Origin of the sequence: Streptomyces sp. XY006 (assembly GCF_002237655.1) — a bacterium.
Lineage (GTDB): Bacteria > Actinomycetota > Actinomycetes > Streptomycetales > Streptomycetaceae > Streptomyces > Streptomyces levis.
The window spans coordinates 212,087-218,181 of sequence record NZ_NOKT01000014.1 but is presented as its reverse complement, the minus strand read 5'-3'; the positions used below and the strand labels follow the sequence as shown (position 1 = coordinate 218,181).

Sequence of the window (6,095 nt, the reverse complement as noted above, 5' to 3'; positions counted from 1 at the left end):
CGGGCGCGAGGGCGGGAGCCGCGCGAGGGCGGGCGCGAGGGCGGGAGCCGCGCGAGGGCGGGCGCGAGGGCGGGAGCCGCGCGAGGGCGGGCGCGGGGGTGTCGCCGAAGGGGGCGATGTCAGACCCTGGTGCCACACTCGCGGCATGGCCGACCGGTGGGCGCTCGCTCCGGCCGAGGACGGTGGCGTGGACGTCGCCCCCCTCGGTCCGGACGGGCTGCCCGCCGGACCCGTGCGGCGCGAGGCGGACCCCGCCGAGGCCGTCCGGAGCCGTCCCGGCGTCACGCGGTGGGTGTGGCGTTCCACCGCCGAGGTCTACCCGCGCCTGCTCGCCACGGGGGTGCGAGTCGAGCGGTGCTACGACATCGAGGCCGCCGAGACGCTCCTCCTCGGCCACGAGGGGCGGTACGGGGAACCACGCTCGGCGGCGGCCGCCCTGGCCCGGCTGCGCGGCGGCCCCGTACCGCCCGATCCGCCGCTGCGCTCCGCCGAACCGGGCTCCCAGTCCTCCCTGTTCGAACCCCAGGGCGTCCGGCTGCCCCTGCCGGACCTCCTGGCCGTCTACGCCGAGCAGCAGCGGCGGCACGAGCGGGCCGAGCACCCCGACCGCATGCGGCTGCTGACCGCCGCCGAGTCGGCGGGCACGCTGGTGGCCGCGGAGATGAACCGGGCCGGGCTGCCCTGGAGCGCCGAGGTGCACCGCGCGGTGCTGCACGACCTGCTCGGCGAGCGGTACGCGGGCGGTGGCGAGCCCCGCCGCCTCGCCGAGCTGGCCGACGAGGTGTCCGCCGCGTTCGGCCGCCGGGTCCGCCCCGATCTGCCGGCCGACGTGATCAAGGCCTTCGCGCAGGCCGGCATCAAGATCTCCTCGACCCGCCGCTGGGAGATCGAGTCCGTCGACCACCCGGCCGTGAAGCCGCTGGTCGAGTACAAGAAGCTGTACCGCATCTGGGTCGCCCACGGCTGGTCCTGGCTCCAGGACTGGGTGCGCGAGGGCCGGTTCAGACCCGAGTTCCTCGCGGGCGGGACTGTGACCGGGCGCTGGGTGACCAACGGCGGGGGCGGGCTGCAGATCCCCAAGGTGATCCGGCGGGCCGTGGTCGCCGACCCCGGCTGGCGGCTCGTCGTCGCCGACGCCGACCAGATGGAACCGCGCGTCCTCGCCGCGATCTCCCGCGACCCCGGGCTGATGGAGGTGGCCGGCCGGGAGACCGACCTCTACCAGTCCGTCTCCGACCGCGCCTTCTCCGGCGACCGCGCCCAGGCCAAGCTCGCCGTGCTCGGCGCGGTCTACGGGCAGACCTCCGGCGACGGCCTGAAGAACCTCGCCGCGCTGCGCCGCCGCTTCCCCAAGGCGGTCGCGTACGTCGACGAGGCGGCGCAGGCCGGTGAGGAGGGCCGGCTGGTGCGGACCTGGCTGGGCCGCACCTGTCCCCCGGCGGCCCGGGCGGCCGACGAGGGCGCGGAGGAGGCGGGCATCCCCCTCTCCGAGGACGAAGCGCAGCAGTGGGTGCCGGGCTACGCCTCCACCAACACCCGGGCCCGCGGCCGTTTCGCCCGCAACTTCGTCGTCCAGGGCAGCGCGGCCGACTGGGCCCTGCTGATGCTCGCCGCGTTGCGCAGAACGTGCGCGGACCTCGCCGCCGAGCTGGTCTTCTTCCAGCACGACGAGGTGATCGTGCACTGCCCGGAGGAGGAGACGGAGACGGTCGTCGCGGCGATCCGCGAGGCGGCGGACCTGGCCGGACGGCTCACCTTCGGACCGACGCCGGTGCGGTTCCCGTTCACGACGGCGGTGGTGCGGTGCTACGCCGACGCCAAGTGACCGGCGGGTCGGCGTCACCGTCGGGACGACCGCTGTTCCCGGCCCGTTCGAGCACCTCCGCCTCGGTGGTCCGGCCGCGGCTACGCGCGTAGGGGAGCAACAGCCGGACGAGCGTGGAGACGAGGGCCGCACGGTCGCCGCGCGGGTCACCCACGTGCCGCTGCACCAGCACGACGATGTTCGCCAGCTCCAGATCGGCCCAGGCGAACGCCTCCTCGGGGCTCGCGAAGGGGGCGGTGGGACCGGTGCGTGCCGGGTGCCGTTCCGGCTGACGCGCGGCGGGACGGCAGCGGTGGGTCCGGCCGGGGGCGGACTCGGGGGCGGGCGGGGCGAGGTGACCGAGCCCCCGGCCGGTGACCGGGTCGTGAACGGCGGCGGCAGCGCGCTCGGCCTCGGCGGCGTACCAGCGCAGGGCGATGTCGGCGGGGCCGGGGGCAGTGGTCCGGCCGGCGCCGGCGTGCCCCTCGGCCTGCCCCGCAGCCTGTCCCCCGGTCTCCCCCGTTGTCTCTCGCGTTGTCTCCCCCTCGGTCTCTCCCGTTGTCTCCCCCTCGAGCTCTCCCGCGGCCAGTTCCCGGGCGAGGTCGCGGACGAGTACGTGGGGTGTGTAGCGGCCGTACGCGGGCTCCTCCAGCAGGGCCACGTCGACGAGCCGGTCCAGCGCGGCCTCCGTACGGGGCACGCCGGTGCCGGTGAGACGGGCCAGCAGCGGGGCGCCGTACGCCGGGAGGTCGAGCGCGCCGATGCGGCGGAGCGTCAGGGCCGCGTCCCGGTCGGTCTCGTGCGGGGAAGCGGCCAGGGAGTCGTGTGCGCCGGCCAGGGTGCGGCGGACGCTCAGGTCGTCGTAGTCCAGGTGCCGCAACCTGCCCTCGCCGAATACCAGTTGAGCGGCGAGGGCGTCCGGGGTGAGGGCCGGCCGGGCGGCGAGCCGCGCGGCTGCGGCCCGTAGGGCCAGGGGGAGCCGGCCGGTGCGTTCGACGAGGAGACGGGCGGCCTGCGAACCGTCCAGGTCGTCGCGACCGGAGGCGACGCGCAGGAGCCCGGTGCTCTCATCGTCCGACAGCGGGCTGAGCGGGAACCGCGCCGCACCGTCGAGGGCGGTGAGCGGGGAACGGCTGGTGACGATCACCGCGCAGCCGGCACCGCCCGGCAGGAGCGGCCGCAACTGCGCGGCGCTGACGGCGCCGTCCAGGACGAGCAGCGTGCGGGTCCGGGCGAGCAGGGACCGCAGCAGCGCCGATGCCGCGTCCGGCGACTCCGGGATGCGGCAGGGTTCGACGCCGAGGTCACGCAGCAGGGCGGTGAGCGCCTGACCCGGGGTGAGGGGGGTCGTACCGGGGGTGGCACCGCGCAGGTCGAGGTGGAGCTGCCCCTGGGGGAAACGTTCCGCCAGATCGTGTGCGACCCGCAGGGCGAGGGCGCTCTTGCCGGCGCCGGGCATGCCGCTGATCACCGCGGTGGGGCGGGGGCCGGTGGCCGTGAGCACGCGGTGCAGGGCTTGGCGCTCGGCAGCGCGACCGGTGAAGTGGGCGGGGGGTGGTGGTAGTTGTGCGGGGGATGGTGGCAGTTGAGCAGGGGGTGGGACTTGGACGGGGGGCGGCGGTACTTGGGCTGAGGGAGGAGGCGGTAGTTGGGCGCCGTATCCCGTCGACCCGTACTCACCCGTGCCGTACTCCTTGGCCCCCGGCGCACCGGAGCCGCGCTCCCTCGCTCCCGGGACATCCAAGCCCTGTGCCCTCACTCCCGGCTCATTCGCCGCCTGCTCCCTCACCCCCGGCGCATCCGAACACTGTGCCCTCGGCCCCGGCGTATGCGAGCCCTGCTCCCTAGCCCTGGGCGCGCCCAAGCCCAAACCCCGTGCCCTCACCCCCGGCGCATTCGAGCCATACCCGCTCCCCCCGGCCTCCCGGAGCACCTCCACGTGTGCCGCACGCATCCCCGGTCCCGGCTCGATGCCGAGTTGGCCGACGAGGCGGGTGCGCAGATCGCGGTGGACGGCCAGGGCCTCCGCCTGGCGGCCGGTGCGGTGCAGCGCGAGCATCAGCTGGCGGTGGTACGCCTCGCGCAGCGGATGCTCCCCGGTCAGCGCCACCAGCTCCGGCACCAGCGCGTGCAGGCGCGGCCCGCCCAGCGCCAGCTCGGCGTCGTGGCGCCACTCCAGGAGCAGCAGCCGGGCCTCGCGCAGCCGCTGGGCGAAGGCGTAGCCGCCCACCTCGGGCGGGAGCCCGGCGAGCGGCGCGCCCCGCCAGAGCGCGAACGCGTCGGCACACGCGCGGAGAACGCCCTCCCAGTCCCGGCCGGTGTGCGCAGTCCGGGCCGCGGCGACCTGGGCGTCGAACACGTGGACGTCCAGTTCGCCGTCGTCGACCCGCAGCAGATAACCGGAGGGTGTGGTGCGCAACCGTTCGGGGTCGTCGAGCAGCCGCCGCACCCGGGCGACGTGGTTGTGCAGTGAGGCCTGGGCGGAGACGGGCGGTGCCTCTCCCCACAGCGCGTCCTTGAGCGACTCGACGGAGACGACCCGCCCCGCGTCCAGCAGCAACGCGGTCAGCAAGGCACGGGACTTGGGGCTCCTGATCCCGACGGCCCGGGCCGTACCGGGCGTGACGCCGTTTCCGGTGCCGTCGGGGGCGTCGTGGTAGAGCACGGTCGGTCCCAGCAGCCCGAACCTTAACGCGAGTCCTGCCCGGACCCCGCCGCCCGTACCGACGCCCTGGCCGCCCGTGCCGACGCCCTCGCCTCCCGTACCCACACCCTCGCCCGCCGCGCCGGCGTCCCCGCCGCCCGCACCGGAAGATGCAGATGCCCCCATCCCGCCACGCCCCCGTGTTGTCGCAACCGCCCCGGCGGGACCGCCCCCTTGACGAGTTTCCGCTCCCTGGGCAGTGGTTTTCCGTCACCTTGGCCCGTACGCCTCCACCGGAATCCACCGCTGTTCCGGCCGCCCTCGATCCTGGTTCGGCGACTTCTCGCCAATCGACGAACGACGCAACGGCGAACCGTTGGCCATATGTTAGCGATCCGTTGGCAAAGCCTGATGTGATCACTACATCGGATCTGGCCCGGCGGCGCGCGCGTATGGACGCGCAACTCGGGGGAGTGTCGCCGCCGCGGCCGGATCCGGGTCCCGGCCGGCGGAGGTGAACGGCCGGGGCCCCTCAACTTCCCCGAAGCCCGGCTTGCGGAGCCGACTTCCCTGAAGCCCGGCTTCCGGAGCCGACTTCCCCGGAGCCCGACTCCTCCAGAGCCCGGCTCCCGGGGCCAACTTCCTCGAAGCCCGGCTCAGCTGACGCTCAGATGACCGGCGGCCGTCCCAGCCGCGTCAGCCGCCACACCGTGCGCCAGCGCATCGGCCGTCGCTCCCCCGCCGGCTCCCGTACGCCTTCCACGAATCCGCCGCACCACGCCCGCAGCCCCGCACGGGACCGGATCCGGGCGAGTGTGAGCAGCACCCAGACACCCAGATGCACCGGGACGAGCGGCAGCGGCAGCCGGCGGCGGACCAGCCAGACCCGGTTGCGGGCGTTGACGCGGTAGTAGATGGCGTGCCGGGCGGGCGAGGTCCGCGGGTGCCGGAGCACCAGTTCCGGCGCGTAGAGGATCCGCCAGCCCGCGTCGGCCGCACGCCAGGCGAGGTCGGTCTCCTCGTGCGCGAAGAAGAACTCGGCGGGCCAGTCGCCGACCTCGTCGAGCATCGCCATCCGCAGCGCGTGCCCGCCGCCGAGGAACCCGGTGACGTAGCCGCCGCGCAGCGGGTCCGCGTTGCCGATGCGGGGCACGTGCCGCTGCTGCGTGACGCCCTCCTCGTCGGCGATGCGGAAGCCGACGATGCCGAGCCGTTCGTCGGCGGCGTACAGGTCCCGCACCCGGCGCAGCACATCGGCGTCGACGAGCAGACCGTCGTCGTCCAGGTCGACCACGACGTCGACGTCGCCGAACTCCCGCAGCCGGTCGAGCGCGGCGTTGCGCCCGCCGGGGCAGCCCAGGTTCTCGTCGAGTTCGACGGTGGTGACCTCGCCGGGCAGCGACAGCCGCCGGGCGAACTCCGGCAGCGGGCAGCCGTTGCCCACGACGACGATCCGCTCGGGCGGCACGTCCTGCTTGGCGACGGATTCCAGCAGGGCGTCGACCTCGGCGGGCCGGTTGCCCATGGTCACCACGGCGACGGCGATCCTGGGTGCCCCCATGTCCTCACCTCGTCCCGGTCGGCAACTGACGGTTGACGGGCGATGCTAGCCGTTCACGGCGAGGACCCTCGCCGTACGCCTGCCGG

At 75.1% G+C, this 6,095-nt stretch carries 3 protein-coding genes; 1 reads left to right on the top strand and 2 read right to left on the bottom strand.

All coding sequences use genetic code 11. From position 1 onward, the window contains the following. The first annotated feature begins 145 nt into the window (after positions 1-145). Positions 146-1,825 (top strand): bifunctional 3'-5' exonuclease/DNA polymerase, encoded by a 1,680-nt coding sequence (locus CHR28_RS18525; RefSeq protein WP_094054752.1) that lies wholly within the window; start codon positions 146-148, stop codon positions 1,823-1,825. Here CHR28_RS18525 and CHR28_RS18520 read toward each other — a convergent pair. Together CHR28_RS18520 and CHR28_RS18515 are read right to left on the bottom strand one after the other, a co-directional pair. Further along, on the bottom strand, positions 1,785-4,574 hold the full coding sequence (locus CHR28_RS18520) for an AfsR/SARP family transcriptional regulator (RefSeq protein WP_256984297.1): 2,790 nt from the start codon (positions 4,572-4,574) through the stop codon (positions 1,785-1,787). The genes CHR28_RS18525 and CHR28_RS18520 overlap by 41 nt on opposite strands. Before the next feature lie 541 nt (positions 4,575-5,115). Next, entirely contained in the window at positions 5,116-6,009 is an 894-nt protein-coding gene (locus CHR28_RS18515; RefSeq protein ID WP_094054750.1) for a glycosyltransferase family 2 protein, read from the bottom strand. Between the last annotated feature and the right edge of the window lie 86 nt (positions 6,010-6,095).

Coding starts and splice junctions, on each gene's coding strand:
- CHR28_RS18515 (WP_094054750.1), bottom strand. CDS start 6,009: ATGGGGGCACCCAGGATCGCCGTCGCCGTGGTGACCATGGGCAACCGG.
- CHR28_RS18525 (WP_094054752.1), top strand. CDS start 146: ATGGCCGACCGGTGGGCGCTCGCTCCGGCCGAGGACGGTGGCGTGGAC.